This window comes from Microbispora cellulosiformans (assembly GCF_008728085.1).
GTDB classification, from domain to species: Bacteria; Actinomycetota; Actinomycetes; order Streptosporangiales; family Streptosporangiaceae; genus Microbispora; species Microbispora amethystogenes.
This window is the reverse complement of the sequence record NZ_VYTZ01000002.1, coordinates 392,635-416,402: the sequence shown is the minus strand read 5'-3', so window position 1 is coordinate 416,402 and position 23,768 is coordinate 392,635. Positions and strand designations below refer to the sequence as shown.

Below are 23,768 nucleotides of genomic sequence, written 5' to 3'. Positions count from 1 at the left end.
ACGAGGACCCCGTGATTCCCGACGACAAGGAGATCCCGCTGAGCCTGACGCTCGCGGAGGTCAACCTCATCCTCGAAGCCCTCGGCAACCTGCCGTACGTCCGCGTCTTCGAGTTGATCGGCAGGCTCCACGAGCAGGCCAGCAGCGTACTGTCCCCCTCGCCCAAGGAGCCCGAGTGAGCGCGAACCTGATCCTGCACTGGCCGCTCGACGAGATGTCCGGCCAGCGCACCGTCTTCGACGCCTCGGGCAACGGCATCCTGGGGCAGGTGAGCGGAGACGCGAAGGCCGTGCCCGACGAGCAGTTCGGCAGCGCCCTGGCGTTCACCGGCAGCGGGCAGTACGTGACCCCGGCGGGCGGCAGGGGGATGACCGTCCCCCGGTACACGGTGGAGCTGTGGGTCCGCACCGACAAACCACCGGCCGCGGCCATCCCCCTCGTGAACCGGCGCAACAGCGTCGACCTGGTGATCAACGTCAATCCCGACGGCTCGGTCGAGCACCGGTTCGTCACCCAGGAGAGCATCGGCAACACGCACACGACCCCGCCGGGACTGCTCTCGTGGAACACCTGGCAGCACATCGCGGTCACCAACGACGCCGCCACCGCGCGGATCTACGTCAACGGTGAGGCGGCCGCCGAGTGGGACTATCCCGGCACCCGCCAGCAGGGCGACCCGACCCCGCTCGTGGTGGGCGCCGACCTCGCGCGCAAGGTCTACACGGCCGGCCGGTACGCCCACGTCCGGGTGTACGACGGCGCGCTCACGGCCGCCGAGATCCAGCGCGACATGGCCGAGGACAGCTCCACCCTCGCCGCGTACGTGCGGACCCACCCGCTCGACCTGGAGTTGCTGAACCTCGACGAGCAGCCGGTGCTGTTCATCGACAACGACCCGGCCGGCCAGCCGATGCGGCTGCGGCTCACCAACAGCTCCCGGCAGAACATCGAGTTCCTGCCGCAGGGCGCCACCCCGGGCCCGGCCAACTTCCACGTGGCCGCGCGGCTGCGTCCCGGCGTGCTCGCCACCCCCGCGGCCGTCTCCTCCGGCGCCTCCGGCTGGGCGGCGCAGGCCGCCGCCGACGGCACCGCGCTCTACCTGGTGGCGGCGAACGCCGCGCCGATCGCGCCGGGCGCCTGGGTCGACGTGCCGCTGACCGGCCTGAGCGCCGACCCGGGCGGCGGCAGCCGGGGCACCCGGATCGAGTTCGACTACCAGCGGCTGAGGTCCGCGGGGGAGACCGCCGAACTCACCGGCACCCGCCTGCAGTACCTCGACGTCGTCAACCACCGGGGCCGCCCGGACATCCCGCTGGTCATGGGCTTCGCGGCCGGCGACACCGTGCTGAACGACGGCGTCACCCGGAGCACCCTCACCCTGTACGTCGCCAACACCTCCACCGACACCACGGTCACGCTGGCGGGCGGCGGGCCCGGCAAGGGCGGTTCGCTGTTCACCGTCACCTTCGACGTGGGCGCCGACGGCAACGACTGGGCGCTGGCCGAGAGCGTCGCGGGCGTCTCGGTCACCGCGACGGCCCCCGGCACCTCCACCGCCTCGTGGGGCCAGGTCGCCCACGACCTCGGCACCCGCGCCTCGTGGACGCTCTACCCGACCGCCGGCATGGACCTGGCACCGGGCAAGGCCGTCGTCATCACCGTGGCGGGGGTCGTCGGCCTCCGCGACCCCGGCCGGGCCGGCATCGTCGTCGGATACGAGAACATCCCCGGTTACCGCGACGGCGCGCAGACCCTGGAGGCCGACCGGCGACCGCTCGCCTTCTCGGGCTCGTCCACCGGCGTCGGCACCCTGGCGCCCGCCGCGAAACTGCACGTCTCCGACACCGTGCTCGCTCCCACCACCAACGGCACGCTGCTGATCGGCCCGCCCGCGGCCGCTTCTCTCAAGATCGGGTACGGTGCCGACCACGCCTGGCTGCAGTCCGGGCCGAACGCGGTGCTGTCCCTCAACCCGGCGAGCGGCCGGGTGATCGTCGGCGCGACGAGCACCACCACCGTCGACGCGGGCAGCAAGCTGACCGTCGTCGCCGCGTACAGCCACCTGCAGCTGCGCCGCACCGCGGGCACCGCGGGCAGCGGAACGCAGGTCTTCCTGGAGCTGTACCAGGAACAGCAGAGCGCGACCGTCTATCCCGCCATCCGGTTCCACCAGTCGAACAAGTTCTGGCACCTCATCGAGGGCCGCCCGGAGGGCCTCTTCTTCCGCTTCGCCGGCGACACCACGAGTATGACCGACGTCTACGCCGCCGGGCTCAAGGGGAGCTCGCTGACCCTCGGCGGCACGACGATCGGCGAAGCCGAGCTCCAGATCCTCAGGAGGCTGGCCGCCGGCACGCTCACCGTGACCCTCTACAACGACGAGATCCGGGCGACCGCCTCGCCGTTCCAGATCCAGAACGGCACCGCGCGGCCGTACGTCGTCGGGCTGGAACAGCCCAACCAGTACAACCTCATGCAGCGGTTCCGACTCGTGCCCGTGTCGAGCTGAGAGGCGGAGAGCGGATGCCGCAGAAACGCAAGCGCAGCATTTCCGAGGCCGACAAGCTCAGGGCGGAGAACGAGGCCTGGCTCGATCACGCGGAGGCCGTGAAGAAGGCGAAGACGAAGCGGGCGGCCGACGACGCGGAGGAGGAGACCAAGCGGCTGGCGCGGATGGCGGAGAACCGCGCCGTCCTCGCGGTGCCGGGGGAGAGGGGAGACGGCAACTTCTACATCTCCTTCGTCCAGATGGGTCAGGGCGACTGCGCCATCATGACCACCCCCGCGGGGAACACCCTGATGGTCGACTGCGGATCGGACGCCACCGAGGCCGACCGGGAGCCCTACGACTCGAAGGTCGACGGGACCAACAGGAGCGCCGCGCAGACCAGGAAGTACCTGGAACGGATCAGGGGCGTGATCCACCATCCGCGGCACCTGGGCAAGGCCAGGCAGCTCGACTACCTGATCTTCACGCACCCGAACACCGACCACTACAACAAGATCGACGACGGCCTCTACACCGGCACGGTCACGGACGAGAAGACCGGTGTCAGGATCAACACCTACCTCGGCATCGGGGTGCTCTACCACAGCGACGACACCACGGCCTACAGCCTGCAGATCGACGGCGACAACCTCACGGGCTGGCTCCTCCAGCGCATGAACGACAACCCGTCGCTGACCCGGAGGGTGACGCTCATGCACGAGGTGACGCGGCCGGGCGCCGCAAAGAAGGGCAAGGCGGTCAAGAAGACCGCGTCGGACGTGGCGGCCGCGGGCGGCCTCGACACCGACAACTTCGAGGTGGACTCGGTGGAGAGCCCCACCGAGGAGGCGAACCTCGCCGGCATCACCGAGGCCATCGTGTCCACGGTCAACGGCGACAAGGTGGCGAGCGCGGCGACCCCCACCGTCGGCAGGCTCGACGCGCAGGGCGGATACGTCATCCACACGGAGACCGACTGCACGGTGACCCTGCTGGCCGCCGGAGTCCGCTACAACTACCGGAACGATCCCAGCGACTTCACCAACCGGGGCAGCGTGATCACCCTGGTCGAGGTCTTCGGCAAGAAGGTCCTGATCTGCGGCGACGGCACGACCAGCACCGAGCAGTACATCCGCTACGACCGCCTCAAGCGGGCCACCGAGAGCGACCGTGTGAAGAACCTCGCGATCCTCCAGGTGGGCCACCACGGCAGCGTCACCTCCTCCCACCACAAGTTCGTCACGGGGGCGAACGCCGAGTTCGTCGTCGTCAGCACGGGCTACCGGGTCGAGAAGGACTCGCTGCCCAAGGGCAGGATCGTCTCCCGGCACCGGAACGTGCAGATCGCCGCCGGCCGGACGGCCAAGGACCACGAGATCGGGATGTGGGTCTCCGGGAGCGGCAGCCACTACTTCCTCACCCCTCTGCCCACCGCCAAGGTGCCGCTCTACACCACCGGCACGAACGGCAGCCTGTGTTTCAAGATCGATAAAACGACCAAGGCGGTCGTGTTCCTGAACGAGGAGAAGAAGAAGGACGGGGGCGAGTAACCATGACTCCCGAGGAACTCCGCGCACGGATACCCGAGGGCCCGCGCCTCGACCTGGCGCTGGACACGCTCGGCTCGGCCGGCCTCACCGCGCTCTTCGGCAGGTTCCTGCCGGACGGCCGCCTCGTCCTCGACCCGGTCGGGGAGCGGCGACGCACCGATCTCGGGGTTACCGTGACCGGCACCGGCACCGCCGGGCCGTTCACCGGGATGTCGGTCACCGCCGAGTTCGCCGTGTCGGGCGAGCTCCCGGCGCTGCGGCTGACCGCCGTCGCAGGCCGGTCCTGGCGGTTCGGCACCGCCTTCCCCGTGCTGACCGGCACCTACTTCGACGACCTGGTGATCGACGCGCCGTCCTTCGTGCTCGACTGGGGGCCGGACGTCGTGGCCGCGGCCCCCGACCCCGGCGACGTGCTGATGTCGTTCTCCGGCACGCTGGTGATCGACGCGGCGACGGCGCTGCTGGACCTGCTCATGCCGGGCGTCGGCGCGCACCGGCTTACCGGGTCGATCGACACGACGTCGCTGCCCGCCCTCCAGGGCCTGCCCGCCTCGACCGTGCCCATCATCGTGATCTCGGGCCCCGACGACGCGCGGCTGGACCTGGGCGGCATGCTCTCGGTGTCGTCCCTGCGTTACCAGCTCACCGCGATGCCGCAGTTCAACTACGAGATGGCGGCCCTCGACGTCATCGCCGAGGTGACGTTCGAGGGCCTGGTCACGCCCACGAACAACTCCCTGGGTCCCGTGCTCATCCACGCCAGGACGCGGGGTCTCGGGTCGGGGCTCACCCTGAACGCCCAGTTCAGGGGCCCGGCCGACGGCGACAGGCCGCCCGGCGACGGAGACCGCGGGCTGCCGCTGTCCCTCGCCGTCATCAAGACGATCATGGGGAACCCGTCCCTGCCGGTGCCGGCCGGCCTCGGCGACGGCTCGCCGGTCCGGCTGACCGGAATCACCGCCCGGGTGACCACCGACCCGGCCTTCGGCCTCGACTTCGTCTCCTTCGCCCTGCAGGCGGACGTCGACTGGCCCATCGTGCCCGGCCTGCTCACCCTGCAGGCGATCGACCTGTCCGTCGGGTTCACCGGCATCATGTCCGGGAGCAGGAGGACGACGGGGGCGGTCTCCGGGTTGCTCGCCGTGGGCGACTCCGGCACGCTCGTGCTCACCGCCGACCTGTCGGGGGCGATGCTCTCCGGCGGCCTGCGCGAGGGCGATCCACCCCTCAAGATCGCCGAGGTCTACGAGCACTTCGCGGGGCACCCGGCCGATCTGCCCGACCTGACGGTGCCGAAGTTCAACCTCCAGGTCGTCACCCCCGGCGCGGGACGCACCCTCGCCTACCACGGGGTCGTCGAGCTGCGCGACCTGTGGCACATCGGGCCGGTGGCGCTCACCGGCGTCTGGTTCGCCGTCGACCACGACGCCGCCGGCACCACGTTCAGGGCCAACGCCACGTTCGTCGTCCACACCGTGGACATCCTGGTCTCGGCGTCCTACGACCCCGCGACGGGCTGGACGTTCTCCGGAGAGTCCGGGTACGGGCAGCGCATCGCCGTCGGCGAGCTCATCGAGGCCGTCGCGCGCGACCTCGGGGGCCCGCCGACCCTGCCGCGCCCCATCGCGGGACTCGTCGTCCAGAACCTGTCGGCCTCCTTCTCCACCGGATCCGACCGGCTCGTCCTCACCGCCGAGGCGAGCTTCCCCGTCGACACCGTCGAGGTGGACATCGCGGTCGGCATCGACACCGGCGCCGGGAGGTTCGACGGCAGCCTGACCGCCATCGCCGGCGACGACGCCTACGCGTTCGACGTGCACTTCGCCGAGGACCACGGCGCCGGCCTGCTGGCCGCCAGCTACACGCACAGGACCACCGATCCGCTTCCCGACCTGCGCACCCTGCTCTCCGGCCTGGCCCCCACCGCCGCCGCGTTCATCCCGTCCGGCGTCACCGTCGACGTGGAGGACGTCGTCTTCGGCGCGGGGAGCGCCTACGTCTTCAGCGTCGACCTCGTGGCGACAGTCGACCTGTCGGGCCTGCCGCTGGTCGGGCCCCACCTGGTGGGCGACCGGAGGATGGGCTTCGACCCGCTGCGGATCGTCGCCGCCACCGGCACGCTGCCCGCCACCGACGTCACCGCCCTGAACGGCCTGCTCCCTCCGGGCGTCACCCCGTTCCCGGCCCGCGACATGGCCGCCGGGTTCGCCCTCGACGGCACCCTCCTGCTCGGCCTGCTGGAGAGCCCGGTCGTCCTCCCGGTCACCGACGGCGCCCCCGCCCCCGTCGTCCCCGACCCGCCGAAGGCGCAGAGCCCAGGGGGTCAGAACGCCGTCTGGTACGCCGTGCAGCGCGGCCTCGGCCCGGTTCACGTCGAACGGGTCGGTCTCGCGTACCAGCACGAACCGAACAAGCCGCCCGTGCTGGCCGTCCTGGTCGACGGCACGGTCAGCGTCGGCGGGCTGGCCCTGTCCCTGGACGGGCTCCAGGCGGCGGTGCCGCTCAGCCTGCCGGTCCAGCCGCCGTCCTTCGACCTCAAGGGCGTCGGGGTGTCCTACTCCGAAGGGCCGGTCAGCGTCTCCGGGGCCTTCCTCAAGGGCGAGCTCGTCTACAAGGGGGTCACGTACACGGCGTACGGCGGGCGGGCCTCGATCAGCACCGAGGAGCTGACCCTCGGCGCGATCGGCTCCTACGCCCAGCTGCCCTCGGGCCCGTCGCTGTTCGTCTACGCCGTGCTCGACCACGCCTTCGGCGGACCGCCGTTCTTCTCCGTCACGGGCCTGGCCGCCGGGTTCGGCTACAACCGGCGGCTGACCACCCCGCCCGTGACCGGGATCGCCTCCTTCCCGCTGGTCCAGGAGGCCCTCGGCACCCGGGCGCCGGGATCGCTCGCGGCCGAGCTGCAGGCGCTGGATCCGTACATCACGCCGTCGGAGGGCGACGGGTTCGTCGCGGCCGGGATCCGGTTCAGCACGTTCGAGATGATCGACTCGTTCCTGCTGGCCACCGTCTCGTTCGGCGGGCGGTTCGAGGTCGACGTGCTCGGGCTGTCGACGCTGGTGCTGCCCGTGCCCGACGACACCCGGGCCGGCGCGACGCCGATCGCGGAACTGCAGCTCGCGCTGAAGGCGACGTTCGCGCCGAGCGACGGGTTCTTCTCGCTGGTCGCCCAGCTCACCCCCAACTCGTTCCTGCTGTCGCGGGCCTGCCACCTGACCGGCGGGCTGGCGTTCACCAGCTGGTTCGACGGCCCGCACAGCGGCGACTTCGTGCTCACCGTCGGCGGCTACCACCCGCAGTACGGCAAGCCCGCCCACTACCCGGCCGTACCGCGAGTAGGGTTCTCCTGGCAGGTCAACGACCGGCTGTCGATGCGGGGGGCCGCCTACTACGCGCTCACCCCGTCGGCGCTGATGGCCGGGGGGTCGATCTCGGTCACCTACCAGGACGGCGACCTGCGCGCCTGGTTCGACGCCTCGATGGACTTCCTGATCGCCTGGCAGCCCTACCACTACGACGCGCGTTTCCGGGTCAGCGTCGGGGCGTCCTACACGTTCAGCTTCTTCGGCAGGCACACGGTCAACGCCCACGTCGACGCCGACGTCCACCTGTGGGGGCCGGAGTTCGCCGGGACCGCGCGGGTCGACATCAAGGTGATCTCCTTCACCATCCCCTTCGACACGAGCACCCGGAAGACCGGCGCCACGATCCCGTGGGACCGGGTCAAGGCCACCCTGCTCCCCGCCGACCGGGTGTCGGTCGCGGTGCGGAGCGGGGCCACCGCCATGGGAACGGGCGCCGACCTCGGAGTCGTCGACCCGGCCACGCTGGAGCTGGTCACCGACTCGGTGATCCCGTCCACCACCGGCCAGGCGGGCGCGACGACGCTGCCCCGCGCGGGCGGCGCCTTCGGCGTCGCCCCGTCGGGCATCACCGGCGGCGTCACCTCCACCCACCGCATCCGGATCTCGCGGAACGGGCTGAGCGCCGAGGGCGACTTCGTGTTCCGCCCGATCACCAAGGCCCTGCCGTCGGCGCTGTGGGGCACGGACCCGGCCGTCACCGTCCACCGCCCGGAGCTGACCGCCCCGTTGCTGACCGGCTACGTGGTCGCCCCCGCGCCGCACCGGGACGCCGCCTCGGTCACCCTGGCCCGCGCGGCGCTGACGGCCGGGACCGCGACGTACACCGAGCGCACCATCGCCTGGGCACCCGCCGACGACCACGCGCCCACGAGCAGGGCCGACCGGATGGGGCAGGCCATCGTCGACCCGTCCGTGGCGGCGGTCCGGGCGGCCGTCGCCGGGGCGGTGCTCAAGGACCCCGAGATCTCCTTCGCCGGATTCGACTTCGCCGACTACGCCGAGACCCCCTTCCTGGACGGCCATGCCCGACGCCCTGCCTGACGCCCTGCCTGACGCCCTGCCTGACGACATCGTCCTCATCGACAGCCGCACGCCCGCGCTGGCCTCCGGCGACTACCGCCTCACGGTCGACCAGACGATCAGCCTGGACGGCTCCCCGGCCTCGATCACCAAGACCTTCACGGTGGCGGGCGAACGGCTCGCGCTGCCGCCCTCGGGCGTCCGGGCGGTCTACCCGCCCGACGGCGCGACCGGTGACTACACGCAGACGCTGCCGCACGTCGTGCTCGCCGAGCCGACCCTGCCGTGGCAGCGGCAGCCGGGCGCCGGGACGACCGGGCCGTGGCTGCTGGTGCTGCTGTTCGCGGGCGACGAACGGCCCGAGCCGCACGTCGTGCAGGCCGGGACGCTCGGCCTCACCCTGGAGGGCGCCGAGAAGTCCGCCGACCCGGTGACCGTGATCGACGTGCCGAGAAGCCTGCTGACCTCGCTGCTGCCCGCCGCCGCGGACCTGCCCTACCTGGCGCACGTACGGTCCGGGGACGGCTCCGACGCGGCCGTGGTGATCGGCAACCGGCTGCCGCCCGCCGGTCAGCCCTGCGTGGCGCACCTGGTGTCCGTGGAGGGCCGGCTGCGGAACGGCACGCTCGTCCCCGGCCCGGCCGACCAGCCCGTGCGGCTGGTGTCGCTGGCGAACTGGCGTTTCACCGTGCTCGACGCCGACCACTCCTTCGCCGCGCGGGTGCGCGACCTCGCGGCCGGCAGCGGCCCGTTCCGGCTGCCCGCGACCGGCGACCCGGCCGCCGACGCGTTCCTGTCCCGGGGGCTGGTCCCCGTACGGCACCGGCTGCGCGGCGGCGGCGCGACCGTCTCCTGGTATCGGGGGCCGTTCGCGTGCGGCCCGGTCGGCGGCGGCCCGCTCGCCGCGGATCCCCGGCCCGTGGTGCGCTCCGCCGACGGGCTGCTGCGTTACTTCAAGGCCGAGGGCATGCTCGACATCGGCTACGCCGCCGCGTGGCAGCTCGGGCGGCTGCTCGCGCTGCGGGACGACGGCGTGGCCACCGCCCTGCACACCTGGAAACGCCGCCGCGACCGGCCGGCCGGGGCGGGCGGGAACTATCCGCTGGACGTGCCCGCGGCCGTCTCGCCGCCGCCCGCCGTCGTCGGCTGGCTGGCCGATCTCGCCACGCTGACGCGGGTGCCGTTCACCTACCTGATCCCCGACGAGCGGCTGCTGCCGCCGGAGTCGATCCGGTTCGTGGACGTCGACGCCGAGTGGATCCGGTGCCTGGTGGACGGCGCGTACAGCATCGGCAGGATCACCCGCGCCGACGCCGAGCGGGACGCCGCGAGCGAACCGCCCGTCGGGACGCCCCGGCTGACCGGGGCGCTGATCCGCTCGTCGGTGGTGTCCGGCTATCCCGGCCTGCTGATCGACGGGTACGACGCCGGCGGCGCGGCACTCCGGGTCGCCCGGCGCGAGACGATGTCGCCGAACGTCCTGCTGGTCCTGTTCGAGGGCGTCCTCGCCCGGCTCGACCTGCACCAGAGGCCCGAGGACCAGCACTTCGCGGTCGAGCCCGCCGGGCCGGGCAGGCTGACCCGCTCGCTGCGCGGGCCGAACGGCGAAGCGCTGGGCACCGGCGACCCGGTGCCCCTGGGCGCCTCGGGAACGGTGCCGGTGGCCCGGCTCGCGGCCGGAATGGCCCGCGTGCTGAACATCCCGAGCGGGTTCGGCGCGGCCGCCTTCGCCCGCCAGATGCTGGAGACGGGAGAACGCGTCACGTTCCTCACACCCTGAGCCTGACCCCGTGAGCCACGGGGAGCGTCATTCCCGATTGATCTACCGATATGACGCTTTATCAATTACCTTGACTTGATGAAAAGGTGATCGATAACACTGTCGGCGATTAATGGGGGTTTCGGAATGGCGTTATTCCGTCACGGCGGCGGGCGGCCCGGAAGAACGCGCCGGCTCCCGGCGGTGATCACCGCCGGAGTCATGGCGATCGCGGCGGTTCTCATCGCGCCTCTGGTCGCGCTCCTTTCCGCGCCCTGGCCGGCCGTGGCGGACACGCCGTGGCTGACCGTTTCGGACGACGGCTACCTGTCGATCAGCATCCCGGCGGCCTCCATCGAGGCCACGGTGGGCCCGGTGTCGGAGGTGATGGTCGAGGGGAACTTCGGCCCCTCCTTCGCCTGGGCGGAGTACGGCCTGACCCGCCGGGGGGACATCTGGTGGGGGGCCCTCGGCCCGCTCAAGCCGGGGCTGTACTCCTACCAGGTCACGGGTGACATCACCAAGGGCCTCAAGGATCCGACGAACGCCAGCAGCGTGGCCTCCCGGCCCCTGTGGAGCACGTTCCTCGTTCCGGGAGACTCGGCGCGCCTGCTGGCGGACGCGCCGCAGGGACAGGGCGGCAAGGTGGAGACCCTGGCCTACCAGGCCGGGCAGCAGAAGCGGTCGGCGCTGGTGTGGACCCCGCCCGGATATTCGGCCAAGGGCCGCCGGCCGTACCCGGTGCTGTACCTGCGGTCCGGTGCCGGGCAGAGCGCGAGCGACTGGCTCGACCTCGGCCGGGCCAGGCAGATCCTCGACAACCTGTCGGTCCGGGGCTCCGTCGAGCCGATGGTCGTCGTGATCGGCGACGGTGCCGGGCCGGACGGCGACAAGGACCTCAAGGACCTCCGCAAGGCGGTCGCGGACGCCTACCGCGTCCGTCACGACCGGGAGCACCAGGCGATCGCCGGTGTGGCCGAGGGCGGGACGCGGGCGCTGCGCGCCGCTCTGACCAAGCCGGGCGACTTCGCCTACGCCGGCTCGTTCTCGGGCCTGCCGACGGGCGGCGCTCTTTCGGGCGGCGCCGGCCGGGACCTCAGGCTGCTGCGTCTGTACACCGGGAACGTGACCGATCCCGCCTACAACGCCACCGTCCGCCTCACCAAGGCGCTGGACCGCGCCGGTGTCGGGTACGAGTTCGACGGGGTCAACCCCGACGCCGGGGCGAACTGGACCGCCTGGCAGGAGAACCTGATCGACTTCCTGCCGCGGCTGTTCCGCACGGTGCGCGATCACGGCCCGAGCGCCGGTCACGGGCGGATGAAGGGCGAGTTCCACCCGCCCGCGCCCGGCACGACGCCGACGCCGTTCCTGAGCGAGGGCGGCTTCGTCACCTTCGAGACCACGACGGAATTCACGGACGCCAAGCACGTCACGGTGTGGGCGAACGACGCTCCGGGCGGAAGCTGGCTGCGCGTTCCGATGTCCCGTGACGGCGACCGGTGGCGGGTGACCGTGGGCCCGCTGGACCCCTGGTTCTACTACTACCAGTGGATCGTGGACGGGGTCTCGGTCAAGGACGCGTCGAACCCGGCGAAGGTGACCTCCGAGCCGAACTGGAGCCACTTCCTCGTCCCGGGGGAGAGGTCACGCCTCCTGTCGGACGTGCCCGCCGGCCGGGGCGGAAAGGTCGAGAGCCTGACGTACCCGAGCACCGTGGCGAACCAGGACCGGACCGCGCTGGTGTGGACCCCGCCCGGATACGACCCCCGTCGGGCGGAGCCGTATCCCGTCCTCTACCTCCAGCACGGCAGCGGCCAGAGCTACACCGACTGGGTCGAGATGGGACGCGCCAAGCAGATCCTCGACCACGAGTTCCTGGACGGGAAGCTCGTGCCGATGGTGGTCGTGATGGGCAACGGCAACGTGCCCGACTTCACCAAGGAGCTTCTCGACAACATCGTCCCGGCGGCCCGCGCCCGCTACAACGTCTCCGGCGACCCGTCACGGCAGGCCCTCGCCGGTCTCTCGATGGGCGGGGTGCAGACGCTCGGGGTGCTCAAGGCGTACCCGGGCCGGTTCGCCTACGTCGCGGCGTTCTCGGCCTGGTTCGGCAGCGGCGACGGCGTCGACGCGGAGGCGATCAACAAGGGGACGAAGATGCTGCGCCTGTACGTCGGCGACCAGACCGACTTCGTGCAGCCGTTCTTCCTGTCGTCCCTGCCCGTCCTGGACGGCCTCGGCATCCACTACGAGTACGACGGGGTGACCCCCGGGCCGCACGGCTGGGACGTGTGGCAGAAGAACCTCATCGACCTGGCGCCGCGTCTGTTCAGACGCTGATCCTCGGAGACGATGGTTTGTGGCCGTCCACAAACCATCGTCAATCTTCCGTCGCCACACCAATTGCCGGTCCTTTCGCTCCTGCTGCAGACTTGCCGATCCATAGCCCCTGACCTGGGGCTTCGCAGCGGAGTGAAAGGATCGGGTATGACCGTGCCCCGGGGGCCCGCCGACTCGTCCCGAGTCCCGCGATTCGCCGGACCGGCCACCTTCGCGCGGCTGCCGCGCCTGGACGAGGTCGGCCACGCGGACGTCGCCGTGGTGGGCGTGCCGTTCGACAGCGGGGTCTCCTACCGCCCCGGCGCCCGCTTCGGCCCCTCGGCCGTCCGCGAGGCCAGCCGCCTGCTCCGGCCGTACCACCCGGGCCTGGACGTCTCGCCGTTCGCGGCGATGCAGGTGGCCGACGCGGGGGACATCGCGTGCAACCCGTTCGACATCCGCGAGGCCGTCGAGACGATCGACGAGGCGGCCTCCGGGCTCATGGAGGGCGGCACCCGGCTCGTCACGGTCGGCGGCGACCACACGATCGCGCTGCCGCTGCTGCGCGCCGCCGCCCGGCGGCACGGCCCGGTCGCGCTGCTGCACTTCGACGCCCACCTCGACACCTGGGACACCTATTTCGGCGCCGAGTACACGCACGGCACGCCGTTCCGGCGGGCGGTCGAGGAGGGCATCCTCGACACCGAGGCGGTCTGCCACGTCGGCACCCGCGGCCCGCTGTACGGCAAGAAGGACCTGGAGGACGACCGGCGCCTCGGCTTCGGCATCGTGACCAGCGCCGACGTGATGCGCCGGGGCGTGGACGAGGTGGCCGGCGCGCTGCGGGAGCGCATCGGCGGCCGCCCGCTCTACATCTCGGTCGACATCGACGTGCTCGACCCGGCGCACGCGCCCGGCACCGGCACCCCGGAGGCCGGGGGCCTGACCAGCCGGGAACTGCTGGAGATCCTGCGCGGCCTGACCGGGTGCGACATCGTCGGCGCCGACGTGGTCGAGGTCTCCCCGGCCTACGACCACGCCGAGATCACCTCGGTCGCGGCCTCCCACGTGGCGTACGACCTGATCAGCCTGCTCGCACTCAAGGAGGAGCGGTGAGCGACGCGTTCGCGGCGACGGGTCTTCCCGCCGCCTTCGCCTGGTCCCCGAAGGGCTGGCCCTCGGAGCGTGCGTTCGCCACGCCGGAGGCGGCCGAGGTGTGGTGTTACACCGACCGGTTCTCGTATTTCCCCGGGGAGACCGTCCGCTTCCACCTCAGCGCGAGCGTCCCGTCCTTCGACCTGGAGGTGGTCCGCGACGGGCTGGAGCCCCGCGTGGTGTGGTCGCGGAGCGGGCTGTCGGCGGGCCGGCACGAGGCGCCGCCCGACGCCCACGCCGCCGGCTGCGGCTGGCCGGTGGGGCTGGAGCTGGAGATCCCGGACGACTGGCGGAGCGGCTTCTACATCGTCACGGTGCGCGCGGTCACGCCGTCCGGCGAGCTGTGGGAGCGCGAGCACTTCTTCGTCGTCAGGGCCCCGGCCGAGCGGCGCGCCCGCGCCGCGCTCGTGCTGACCACCAGCACGATGCTGGCCTACAACGACTGGGGCGGCGCCAACCACTACCGCGGCCTGGGCGACGACCCCCGTTCCGACAACGGGTCGCCGCTGGCCTCGACGCTGCGTCCGATCGCCCGAGGGATGATCCGCAAGCCCGCGGGCGCGCCGCGGGAGGCCAACCCCGGCACGCTGCCGATGCACGGCGCCCCCCGCTACCCGTCGTACGAGTGGGCGCGCCTGTTCGGCTACAGCCGCCACCACGCCGACTCCTTCTGGGCGACGTACGAACGGCACTTCGTGGTGTGGGCCGAGCGCCACGGGTACGAGATCGACTACCTGACCCAGCACGACCTGCACTTCGACCCCCACGCGCTGGACGGGTACTCCTGCGCCGTCGTGGTGGGGCACGACGAGTACTGGTCGTGGCGGATGCGCGACACGGTCGACGCGTTCGTCGACGGCGGCGGCAGGCTGGCCAGGTTCGGCGGCAACTACCAGTGGCAGGTGCGGCTCAGCGACGACGGGAACACGCAGTACTGCTACCGCCTGCCGTCGCTGGATCCCGAGGCCGCCGCGACACCGCACCTCGCCACCACGGTGTGGGAGGCGAAGTCGGTCGGCCGGCCGGGCGCCACCACGATCGGGCTCAACGGCCTCGGCGGGATCTACAACCGCTACGGGGTCGCCGCCCCCCGCTCGTCCGGAGGCTTCACGGTCTACCGGCCGCACCACTGGGCGCTGGAGGGGACCGACCTCTACTACGGCGACCTGCTCGGCGGGCCGCCGTCGTTCCTCGCGGCCTTCGAACTCGACTCGGTCGAGTACACGTTCCGGCGCGGGCTGCCGTACCCGACGTTCGAGGACGGCGCCCCGGAGACGCTGGAGATCCTGGCCCTCGCACCGGCCGTACGCGGGGAGGAGGACCGCTTCGGCGGCCGGGTGCCGATCGGCGGGCCGGAGGAGGAGGTCTACAACTACAACGCGGACCTCGGTGACGACCTGCCCGGCTACGTGCACGAGGGGGAGATGCGGGGCGCCGGGATGATCGCCGCGTTCACCCGCGGGGACGGCGAGGTCTTCAACGGCGGCACCACCGAGTGGTCACACGTGCTCAGCCTGGGCGACCCCTTCGTCGAGCGCATCACGCACAACGTCCTGCGCCGCTTCGGCCTGCGCAGCCACTTCGAGGGAGCCGCATCGTGAACGACGAGCACGCCCCGGCGGGAATCGACGCCGTCCGGGTTATCTCCGCCGGGAACGGCGAGCGTTTCGTGCCCCCGCTGAGCGACTACCATGTGCTGTCCGCCGAGTGGACGGAGGCGGAGTTCCGCGTCTTCGGCGGCGCCGCGACCGCGTTCACCGGCGGTTACTGGACGGGCGAGCCCGGCTCCGTACGGTTCGACTCCTGGCCCTACGACGAGATCTGCTTCATCCTCAAGGGCCGCGTCGCCGTGCAGGACGACTCCGGCCGGCGCAAGGAGTTCGGCCCGGGGGAGTCGTTCCACATCCCCCAGGGCTTCCGCGGCGACTGGATCACCCTGGAGCCCAGCGAGAAGGTCTTCGTCGCGGTCAGCCGCTGAGCTCCCCTTCCCGCCTCCGGGGCCCACCCGCCTTCTCCCTACCTGCCTTCTCCTCCCAGCCCGCAGTAAGGAGCCCCCACCATGCCCGGTCGTCCTCCCGACAGTTCCGCGAACGCCCCCGTCTCCCAGGCCGGCGCCCTGGCCGGCAACGCCATGGGGACCAAGGACCTCGTCTTCACGGTCCTCGCCGCGCTGGCGCCGCTGACGCTCATCGTCGCGGTCGCCCCCCTGCACTTCCTCAAGGGCGGCGCCGCCGTCCCCGGCGGCTACCTGGTCGCCGGGGTGGTCATGGCGCTGTTCGCCGTCGGTTTCATGACCATGAGCAGGTACGTCCGCAACGCCGGGGCCTTCTACGCGACCGTCTCGCGCGGCCTGGGCAAGCCGGCGGGATCGGGCGCGGCCATGCTCGCCGTCGTCGCCTACAACGCCCTGCAGATCAGCACGTACGGCGCGCTCGGCGTCTACGCCACCGAGACGTTCGCGAACTACTTCCACCGCGACGTGCCGTGGTGGGTGTTCGCGATCGTCAGCCTGGTCTTCGTGGGATGGCTCGGCTACCGGGGCATCCACACCAGCGCCCGGATCCTCGGGGTGCTGCTGGTGCTGGAGACGGCCGTGCTCGTCGTGCTGGCGGTCTACGTCCTGGTGAAGGGCGGCGCCGGGGGCTGGTCCGCCGAGCCGTTCGCCCCCACGAGGGTGTTCGATCCGGGCAACGGAGCGATGTTCGCCCTGGTCGCCGGGGCGTTCATGGGCTTCGAGGCCACCGCCATCTTCAGCGAGGAGGCGCGGGGCGGCATCCGGACGGTCCGCCGGGCCACCTACGTCGCGGTCGGGTTCATCGCCGTCTTCTACGCCTTCATCACCTGGGTCGTCGTGATGGCGTACGGCGTCGACAAGATCGCGGCCGCGGCCGAGGCCGACCCGGTCAACCTCGTCGTCGCCGTCTTCGACAGGTACGTGCCCGCCCCGATCACCGAGGTGATGCACATCCTGCTGCTGACCAGCGCCTTCGCCGCGCTGCTCGCGCTGCACAACGCGGCCAACCGTTACTTCTACGCGATGGGACGGGAGGGGCTGCTGCCCCGCCCCCTGGGCCGCACCCACCCGCGGACCAAGGCCCCGTGGACGGCCGGGCTCGTGCAGACCGTGCTGGCGGCCGCGGCGATCGTCGTGTTCGCGGTCTTCGGGATCGACCCCTACCTGGGGCTGCTGCTGTGGGGCAGCGCCCTCGGGTTCCTCGGGATCATCTGCCTGTGGGCGCTGTGCTCCCTGGCGATCATCCGCTTCCTGCGCCGCGAGGCGCCCGAGGCAGGGATCTTCCGTACCACGATCGCGCCCGGGCTCAGCTTCGCCGCCCTGGCCGTGGTGCTCTTCCTCGTCCTGAGCAACCTGCCGCTGCTGACCGGCGCCGGCACCGCCACGAACGTCCTGATCGTCGGTCTGGGCGTGGCCGCCGTCGTGGCCGGCGTGGCCAGGGCCCTCTACCTGCGGGCCCGCGCACCCCGGCTCTACGCCGGGCTGGCCCAGACGTCCGTCGACGAGCCGCCCGCCGGGCGGAGGGAGCCTGTCACCGGAAATGCCTGATCACGACACATCATCGGCGGGCCGCGACTACCGCCCGCTCGATCTCGCCGGGGTGTTCAACGTGCCCCGTTCGGTCCTCGACGACGGCGACTCCTATCCGCTCGGGGCGCGTACGCTCTACGGCCTGCCGTTCCTCTTCGGCGACGACCTTTCCGGCGGCGACATCTCCGGCGGCGAACGGGACGCCGGGGCGGTCCTGCTCCGCGTGGGCGGCCCGCACCCGGCGACCGTCACCATCCCGGTCGGCCGCGCGTTCACCTGGATGGTGGTCGCCCACGCCCTGGAGTCCCCGGACCTGTTCGACGGGCAGGCGGTCGGCGAGACCTGCGGCCACTACACCCTCGTCTACGACGACGGGAGCACCGAGCGGCTGCCGGTGCGCCGGCGTTTCGAGATCGGGCCCACGCCGCGGCTGTGGAGCGACCGCGCGATCCCGCTCGACTGGGGACAGACCCCGTTCCTGGCCGTCCCCGACGCGCAGCACCGGCTAATGCCGCGCGCCCACGGGCGCTTCGACGCCGCCGGGGCCCGGTTCGTCGACATCGACGACCCGCAGGCGCGATCGCCGTACGTCCTGCCCTACCGGTTCTACCTGTGGCCGTGCCGCAACCCCCGGCCCGGCCGGACGGTCCGCGCCCTGGAGATCCGGTCGGCGGGCCCGGCCATCCTCGTCGGCGCGGTGACCGTCAGCGACCTCGACGAGGACCCCTTCGGGCGTACGGTGTGGCGCGACGTCCTGCTCGACCTGGACCCCTCGGCGGGGCCGATCGCGGAGGAGCTGGCGGTGACCGTCGACCGGGGCTCGGCGACCTACGTCTACTCCCGTACGGCCGGTGCCGCCGAGGGCACACCGGCCTGGGGGACGCCCGTGGAGGAGCGCCACCAGGGCTACGTACGGGTCGCGGCCACGCCCTCGGCGCGGCTGACGCTGACCCGCGGAGAGCACGTGATCAGCACCTGCGGGTGGGGCGAACTGCTCGCCGCCGGGCGGTACGGCGACGGAGGGGTCACCTGGCGGGTCCCTGACGCCGGGCGGGCCTGGGTGCGCACCACGGTCAGGGACGCGGCCACGGGTGAGCCGATCCCGTGCCGGATCCACTTCCGGTCCGCCGACGGCGTGCCGTACCCGCCCCACGGTCATCACGGGCACATCAACTCCGACGGCAACACCTGGAACCTCGACATCGGCGGGGACGTCCGCCTCGGCACCACGACGTACTCCTACATCGACGGCACGTGCGAGGGCTGGCTGCCTCTGGGGGAGGTCACGGTCGAGGCGGCTCGCGGGTTCGAGTACGAGCCGCTGCGCACCACGGTCACCATCCGGCCGGACCAGGCCGAGCTCGATCTGACGCTGACCCGGGTGACGGACATGGCCGCGGAGGGCTGGTACAGCGGCGACACCCACGTGCACTTCGTCTCGACCCTCGGCGCGGAGCTGGAGGCCCGCGGCGAGGACGTACGGGTGACCAACCTGCTGCTCAGCCAGTGGGGGCACCTGTTCACCAACACCGAGGAGTTCACCGGCCGCCCGCACACCTCCCACGACGGGCACACGCACGTGTTCGCCGGCCAGGAGAACCGCAGCGGCATGCTCGGCCACATCAACCTGCTCGGCCTGCGCCGCCCGATCATGCCGTGGTGCACCGGCGGCGCAGAGGAGTCGGAACTCGGCGGCGGCCTGGAGACCACCCTGTCCCACTGGGCCGACGAGTGCCGCGAGCAGGGCGGCACCGTCGTGCTGGCGCACTTCCCCGTGCCCAACGGCGAGGCCGCCGCGCTGCTCGCCACCGGCCGGCTCGACGCCGTCGAGATGATCGCGTACGACCCGTACAACATCCAGGAGTACTACCGCTACCTCAACGCGGGTTACCGGATCACCCTGGTCGGCGGCACCGACAAGATGAGCAGCGAGGTGCCGATCGGCCTCATCCGCACGTACGCGCGGGTGCCGGCCGAGGAGGAGTTCGACTACTGGAGCTGGTGCCGGGCCGTCCGGCGGGGCGCCACCTTCGCCACCAGCGGCCCGCTCCTGTGGCTCGGCGTCGACGGCCGTCAGCCGGGCGAGGAGACCCGCGTGCCCGAGAGCGGCGCGGTCCGCGTCGACGCCCGCGTCGAGTCGATCTTCGACGTCGACCGGCTGGAGATCGTGGTCAACGGCCACGTCGTCGCGGAGCGCAGGACCGAGGCCCCCGGCCGCACGCTGGACCTGACCGCGGACGTGCCCGTGACCGAGGACAGCTGGATCGCCGCGCGGTGCTACGGGCCGGGCGCCGGAGTCGCCCGCCACCACGACGTGTGGGCCAGGCCGATCATGGCGCACACGTCGCCGGTCTACGTGCGCACCGGCGAGGAGTACGCCCGGTCCGACGCGGCCACGATCGACCACATGCTGAACCTCGTCGACGGCTCGCTCGCGTACATCGACGAGCGCAGCAGGAGCCTGTGGCCCGGCCGGGTCTGCCATCGGCACGGCCAGGACGACCACCTGGCCTTCCTGCGGGCGCCGTTCCTCCAGGCACGTGACCTGCTGCTGGAGCGCAGGGCGGCCGTCTGAGGCGACGCGGTACAACTTGAGAACGCGTCGGCCCTCGAAGAGCCGCCTGCCGCGAGACATACGCCGGGATCGGACAGACGCTGATCGCCCTGGCCGGGATCGCTCACACGGGGAGGGCGTCTCCGGGGAAGCCGTGGCACGGGTGAACCTCGCAGCGCATCATTCCGGCTCGAACGCAGGGGTCCCCGGCCATGATCTCCGCGGCTTCTTCGGCCGGCACGGTCATGATCGCGACGCCGGCCACGGTGTCGGAGGCGACCGGGCACAGGATCGCGATCACCCCCTCAGCGCGCAGCGACACCATGCGTCGCTGGTGTTCGAGTTCGATCGCGTCCGCGCCGTCCATGCCCCGCTCCGGCCCCCACTGAAGGAGCGCCAGGCTGTAGGGCTTCGCGGTCGAGGCCAGAGCCCGGATCTGTTCGTCGGTCACGGTCGTGCTCATGATGTCTCCTTACTTCTCGATGCGCTCGGCCAACGAGACGATGATTCCTTCGGGCCCGCGGACGTAGGCCATCCGCCACACACCTTCGTATTCGCCGATGCCTCCCACCAGGCCGTAGCCGTCGGCTGCGGCCTGGCCGACCGCGGCGTGGAGGTCGTGCACCTCGAAGGCGACGTTGCGCAGGCCCAGCTCGTTGGCCGGCGCGGCAGATGAACCCGGGAGGTGGTCCGGCCGCGTGAAGCTCGAGAGCTCCAGCGTCGTACCTCCGCCGGGCGCTCGCAGCATGACGATCTCGGTGCGGGCGCCGGTCATGCCGATCACCGTGTCCAGGAACTCGCCTTCCACGGCCATCTTCCGGTCGGCCTCCAGACCGAGGCTGACGAAGAACGCCGTCACGGCATCGAGGTCGGCGACGGTGATGCCGACGTGGTCGAAGCGCCTGATGAATGTCATCGGATCCTCTCGGGGTTTCTTCAAGAGACTCTGAGAACGGTAGCACTCAAGGTTCCGTAAGGGAACCCCACTCGCTGGATTGCTGTCATCCGGCGAGCTTCGGCCTTGCCGCAGTCGCGGCCGCAGTCGCCGAGCGGAGCGCCCCCGACATTTGTGTTCTGGAAAGATGCGGCCGTGTCGCTTCCGGCTATTGGGGGGATTTGCCTGTGGCTCCAACAAATACCGGCGCGGGGATGTTCGCGCCCTGCGGGCATGGAAGAATTAATACAGGTTTTCGAATCACTTGAAGGAGGGTGTGATGGATCTGTTTGGCCATGATTCTGAGCGCCTCCCTCGTTCGAACGATTCTGGTGACGGCGACTGGTGGGGGCAGCTCATCGCTAATTCGCCCCTTTGGTCTTCCGAAGGGGCACTTGCCCGTGAATATGTGCCGATCGTCCAGCCCGGAGCACGAGAGCATGCGAGCCGATCCGATGACTCGGCGGCATCGTCCGTTTCTTCCCGCACATTTGTGGCTCCTGGCGGCATCGCAGGCGACGCGGAATCCACGCGTGATGAGGCAGCGAGCGATGCATCTCCTGACGGCACTACTCCTGGCGGCACTACTCCTGATGACGCCGGAATCGCCGCCGGTGGCACCCCTGCCGGCGTTCCAGGAGATGTGCCCAGCGATAGTCCCGGCGAGGTTCCCGATGGCGCGTCCGACGGTGCCACTGGCGCTGGCCGAGGCGATGCGGGCCGGAACAACGCGGGCCGGAACAATGCGGGCCATCGGCACGCGGGCTGGCATCGGGATGCCGGTGCCGACCAGAGCGACACAGTTCAGGACCACGATGCTGGCTGGGATCGTGATGATCGGAACGCCGGTAGCGCGCCTGGTGGTGCGTCTGATGGTGCGCCCGGTGGTGCGTCCGGTGGTGCGTCCAATGGCGCCTTCGGCGGTGCTTGTGGTGGTGCTTTCGGCGCTGGGTCGTCGTCGTGGGTGGCCGTGGCGGCGGTTGTCGAGGCGGCGCGGGCGGTGGCTTTGGTGCCGGTGCCCGAGGCACATGAGGTGTGTCTGGCCGAGGCCGAGGAGTTGTTGTCGGCCCGGGATCGGATCACTTCGGCGTTGGCGGCTCGGGTCGGGCGTGTCCATCGGGCCGGTGAGGCGAAGAACCACGGGCATGCCTCCACCAAGTTGTGGTTGCGCTCTGCTGGGGGGATGACCCCTGCGGGAGCCGCCCGGTTGGTGACGATGAGCATGGAGCTGGTCCGCCTGCCCGAGGTGCGCCGCCTGTTCGCCGAGGGTGGCCTGGCTGAGGGGATCGTGGAGGCCATCTGCACGGCCACCGCCGGGTTGACCGATGACCAGGCGACCACGGCTGAGGGGATCCTGCTGGAGCTGGCGCGGTCGGCGGGTGCGGCGGAGGTGGCCAAGGCGGGGCGGTATCTGCGGGCGGTGCTGGACCCCGACGGGCATGAGAAGGACGAGCAGGCGGACTTCGACCGCCGGTTCTTCCGGGTGCGCCGGCGAAGGAACGGCGGTGTGGAGGGGGAGTTCTACCTGCCGGTGGAGGCCGCCGCACGGTTGCAGCACCTGTTCGACGCCTATGCCAAGCCGAAAGCCGAGGGTGATGACCGGACGCTGAGTGTGCGGAACGCGGACGCGCTGATCGCGTTCCTGGAGAACAGGATCGCGACCGAGCTTCTGGTGCTGGTCAACGCCGAATCCCTCCCCGACGACCCCCCGAGCGGCACTCCCTCCGACGACGGCGAGCCCACCGTTGAGGAGCCCGCCGGCGAAGAGTCAAAGAGCGCGGAGCCTGGCACTCGGCCATCGACCGTCAGCCCCGGACACACAGCCACAGTGCCGCCGGCGGGCGGTGATCGCTTCACCGACGAGGACAGGTGCTCGGCCGTTGCGCCCTCCGCAGGAGACGACGCCTCGCCTGCCACCTTCCCTGGCGCCTTCCCTGCCACGTCCTCTGCCGCCGCAGGCGCGGGCGCTGACGGGCAGGAGCCTGCCACCGGTCGCGCAGCCGCCGGTAGCTCGCCCACGAACGGTCCGGCTGCCGCCTGGCCGCACGTCGACCCAACCGAAAGCGACGAGCGCGGCGACCTGCGCGACGGCGATGACGTCCAGCAGGGCCACGCCAACGGCCCCGACGCCGACCCCGGCGCTCAAGCGGAGGGGATTGAGCGAGGACTGGGCCCTGACGCTCCGTCGGGTGCGGAACACGGCGACGGTGCCTGGCCGGGAGATGAAGCCTGGGCGGGTACGGACCCCGACGCTCCGCCGGGCGCGGAACATGGCGGTGACGCCCGGCTGGGAGGTGAGCCCTGGCCGGGAGGGGAGGCCTGGGCGGGTGCGGGAGCCGATGCTCCGCCCGGTGCGGAACATGACGGTGGTGCCTGGCCGGGAGGTGAGCCCTGGCTGGGAGGTGAGGCCTGGGCGGGGGTGGGAGCCGATGCGCCGCCGGGTGCGGAACATGGCGGCGGTGCCTGGTCAGGAGGTGGCGCCTGGGCGGGGGTGGGAGCCGACGCTCGGCCGGGGGTGGGGGTGAACAGTCCGCCGGGGGTGTGGTTGCGGGGGTTGCCGGGGCTGATCCTGGCGACCGGGCAGTTGCTGCCCGCCTCCAGCGTGCACCGGCTGGCCCGCACCAGCACTCTGGTGCGGATCGTCATGGACGCCGCCGGGCAGGTCCTGGACATGGGCCGCAAGGTCCGCCTGGCCACCCCCGCACAGCGCCGGGCCGTCTTCGCCCGGTACGCCACCTGCTGGGTCGACGGCTGCCCCCTGCCCGCCACCTTGTGCCAGATCGACCACGCCGACGACTGGTGCAGCGGCGGGCTGACTGATCTGAAGCTGCTGGGGCCGGCGTGTCAGTTCCACAACCGCGACCGCTACCGCCACCCCACCCGCTACACCCGCCGCAACATCGGCGACGACCGCTGGGCCTTCACCTACCGCAACCCCCGCACCACCCGATTGCGGGTATAGAGGCGGGCGCGTGGGAACCGGGCGGGCCGGAGTCAGCGCAGTTTGACGGGGGAGGCGGCGGCAGGTTCGGGCAGGCCGCCCGGCCGGGCGCGCCATGTCGGCGGCGGGCCAGGCG

At 71.6% G+C, this 23,768-nt stretch carries 14 protein-coding genes; 12 read left to right on the top strand and 2 right to left on the bottom strand.

Annotated features, from left to right (window positions below; genetic code table 11):
* Positions 1–11: 11 nt before the first annotated feature.
* The 11 genes from F5972_RS36950 to F5972_RS05870 all read left to right on the top strand — a co-directional run bounded on the left by F5972_RS36950 (position 12) and on the right by F5972_RS05870 (position 19,778).
* Complete coding sequence (locus tag F5972_RS36950) at positions 12–179, top strand: hypothetical protein (RefSeq protein ID WP_182880417.1); 168 nt, start codon at positions 12–14, stop codon at positions 177–179.
* The gene (locus tag F5972_RS05915; RefSeq protein WP_150931856.1) at positions 176–2,509 is read left to right on the top strand and encodes a LamG domain-containing protein; all 2,334 of its coding nucleotides are present in this window, start codon (positions 176–178) and stop codon (positions 2,507–2,509) included. The genes F5972_RS36950 and F5972_RS05915 overlap by 4 nt, the downstream gene beginning before the upstream one ends.
* Before the next feature lie 14 nt (positions 2,510–2,523).
* Positions 2,524–4,038 (top strand): ComEC/Rec2 family competence protein, encoded by a 1,515-nt coding sequence (locus F5972_RS05910; RefSeq protein WP_150931854.1) that lies wholly within the window; start codon positions 2,524–2,526, stop codon positions 4,036–4,038.
* Positions 4,039–4,040: 2 nt separating this feature from the next.
* Entirely contained in the window at positions 4,041–8,444 is a 4,404-nt protein-coding gene (locus F5972_RS05905; RefSeq protein ID WP_150931852.1) for a DUF6603 domain-containing protein, read from the top strand.
* Complete coding sequence (locus tag F5972_RS05900; protein WP_150931850.1) at positions 8,425–10,203, top strand: hypothetical protein; 1,779 nt, start codon at positions 8,425–8,427, stop codon at positions 10,201–10,203. The genes F5972_RS05905 and F5972_RS05900 overlap by 20 nt, the downstream gene beginning before the upstream one ends.
* 183 nt (positions 10,204–10,386) lie before the next feature.
* Positions 10,387–12,525: an alpha/beta hydrolase gene (locus tag F5972_RS05895; protein ID WP_225311202.1), complete on the top strand. Its 2,139-nt coding sequence runs from the start codon at positions 10,387–10,389 to the stop codon at positions 12,523–12,525.
* 147 nt (positions 12,526–12,672) lie between these two features.
* Complete coding sequence (gene speB / locus F5972_RS05890) at positions 12,673–13,620, top strand: agmatinase (protein ID WP_150931846.1); 948 nt, start codon at positions 12,673–12,675, stop codon at positions 13,618–13,620.
* A complete protein-coding gene (locus tag F5972_RS05885) occupies positions 13,617–15,260 on the top strand; it encodes a N,N-dimethylformamidase beta subunit family domain-containing protein (RefSeq protein ID WP_150931844.1) in 1,644 nt (547 codons plus the stop codon). Before speB ends, F5972_RS05885 begins: the two co-directional genes overlap by 4 nt.
* Entirely contained in the window at positions 15,257–15,637 is a 381-nt protein-coding gene (locus F5972_RS05880; RefSeq protein ID WP_225311201.1) for a cupin domain-containing protein, read from the top strand. The genes F5972_RS05885 and F5972_RS05880 overlap by 4 nt, the downstream gene beginning before the upstream one ends.
* Positions 15,638–15,718: 81 nt before the next feature.
* Positions 15,719–17,221 (top strand): APC family permease, encoded by a 1,503-nt coding sequence (locus F5972_RS05875; RefSeq protein WP_150931842.1) that lies wholly within the window; start codon positions 15,719–15,721, stop codon positions 17,219–17,221.
* Entirely contained in the window at positions 17,214–19,778 is a 2,565-nt protein-coding gene (locus F5972_RS05870; RefSeq protein WP_150931840.1) for a CehA/McbA family metallohydrolase, read from the top strand. Before F5972_RS05875 ends, F5972_RS05870 begins: the two co-directional genes overlap by 8 nt.
* 103 nt (positions 19,779–19,881) lie before the next feature.
* On the opposite strand, the gene F5972_RS05865 is transcribed toward F5972_RS05870, so the two are convergent.
* Together F5972_RS05865 and F5972_RS05860 are read right to left on the bottom strand one after the other, a co-directional pair.
* Complete coding sequence (locus F5972_RS05865; protein ID WP_150931838.1) at positions 19,882–20,220, bottom strand: YciI family protein; 339 nt, start codon at positions 20,218–20,220, stop codon at positions 19,882–19,884.
* 9 nt (positions 20,221–20,229) lie between these two features.
* Entirely contained in the window at positions 20,230–20,673 is a 444-nt protein-coding gene (locus tag F5972_RS05860) for a VOC family protein (protein ID WP_150931836.1), read from the bottom strand.
* Positions 20,674–20,971: 298 nt separating this feature from the next.
* Here F5972_RS05860 and F5972_RS05855 point away from each other — a divergent pair, with 298 nt between their 5' ends.
* On the top strand, positions 20,972–23,653 hold the full coding sequence (locus tag F5972_RS05855) for an HNH endonuclease signature motif containing protein (RefSeq protein WP_263641797.1): 2,682 nt from the start codon (positions 20,972–20,974) through the stop codon (positions 23,651–23,653).
* The last annotated feature ends 115 nt before the right edge of the window (positions 23,654–23,768 follow it).